Genomic DNA, 1245 nt, shown 5'->3' with positions numbered 1-1245 from the left:
GCCCTTTAGACAGCAAACCCAGCGCCCGACGGCCAGCCGTCACGGCAGCACGCCCAGCGCCCCGCGGCCGGCCGTCAGGGCAGCAAACCCGGCGCCCAGCAGCCGGCCGTCAGGGCAGCAGGCTCAGCAGCAGCGCCAGGCGTCGCTCCTGCTCCCCGGCCGGTAGCCGTCCGCCGCGGGTCAGCGTCACCAGGCCGTGCAGGCCGGCCCAGAGCACCTCGGTCAGCAGCCCCTCGTCCACGCCGGCCGGCACCGGGCGCACGACGACGCGCAACTCGTCGAAGCCGGCGTGCAGCGCGGCCGGCGCCTCCGGTGTGGCGAACGGCAGGCTCACCGCCTGGCTGAACATCGCGTCGTAGAGGGCGGGCCGCGCGGCCGCGAACGCCAGATAGGCCTCCGCGATCGCCTGCCGCGGATCCTCGGCGGTGGCCCGGGCGCGCCGCATCTGCGCGGCCAGCTCGGCGAACCCCTCGACGGCGACCGCCGCCATGATCGCGTCCTTGTTCTTGAAATGGCTGTAGAGCACCGGCTGGCTGTATTCCACCCGCTCGGCCAGCCGCCGGGTGGTCACCGCCTCCCAGCCCTCCGCCTCGGCCAGCTCCCGGGCCACGGTGACGATCAGCTGCTCCCGGATCGCGCGTTCGCGCTCCCTGCGTTCCTGCCCGCTCATGCCCCGATCCTAGCACCGCTAGCAAGTCTGCCGTCGCTATGTTAGCGTCGGCAGCACAGCTAGCAACGCTAGATTCCACCGAAAGAAGATCACAATCATGACCCCTTTCGCGTACGGCCTGGCCATCGTCCTCGACCTGTTCATCATCTTCATCGGCGTCCGATTCCTGCTGCAGCCGGAACCCGCCGCGGCCGGCTACGGCGTGCCCGCCCCGGCCGGCGCGTACCTGAGCGTCAAGGGCGTCCGCGACCTCACCTACGGCCTGGTCGGCCTGGCCCTGCTCGCCTTCGGGGGCGCCACGGCGTCGGCCTGGTTCATGCTCGTGGTGACGCTCGCCCCGCTCGGTGACACGGTGATCGTGCTGCGCAACGGCGGCACGAAGGCGGTCGCGTTCGGCATCCACTTCGCCACCGCGGTCACCGTGCTGATCAGCGCCGCCCTGCTGTTCGCCCTCTGACCGGACGCGGGCCCTGCTGCTCGCGACCCGGCACGACCAGGCGCCGGAGCACCTCAGCTCACGGACCGGCACGACCAGGCGCCGGAGCACCTCAGCTCACGGACCGGCACGACCAGGC

2 protein-coding genes are annotated in these 1245 nt (G+C 72.1%); one reads left to right on the top strand and one right to left on the bottom strand.

Going from position 1 to position 1245, the window contains the following annotated elements; genetic code table 11:
• Window positions 1-109 precede the first annotated feature (109 nt).
• Window positions 110-670, bottom strand: a complete 561-nt coding sequence (locus Apa02nite_RS42465; protein WP_203830144.1) for a TetR/AcrR family transcriptional regulator — start codon at window positions 668-670, stop codon at window positions 110-112.
• Between the two features lie 97 nt (window positions 671-767).
• On the opposite strand from Apa02nite_RS42465, the gene Apa02nite_RS42460 reads away from it, so the two are divergent.
• Window positions 768-1127 carry a DUF4267 domain-containing protein gene (locus tag Apa02nite_RS42460; RefSeq protein WP_239164947.1) on the top strand — a complete coding sequence of 120 codons (360 nt, stop codon included), beginning with the start codon at window positions 768-770 and terminating at the stop codon, window positions 1125-1127.
• Window positions 1128-1245 lie beyond the last annotated feature (118 nt).

This window comes from Actinoplanes palleronii (genome assembly GCF_016862315.1).
GTDB lineage: Bacteria > Actinomycetota > Actinomycetes > Mycobacteriales > Micromonosporaceae > Actinoplanes > Actinoplanes palleronii.
The sequence above is the reverse complement of the archived record's forward strand: the minus strand, read 5'-3'. Positions and strand labels throughout refer to the sequence as shown.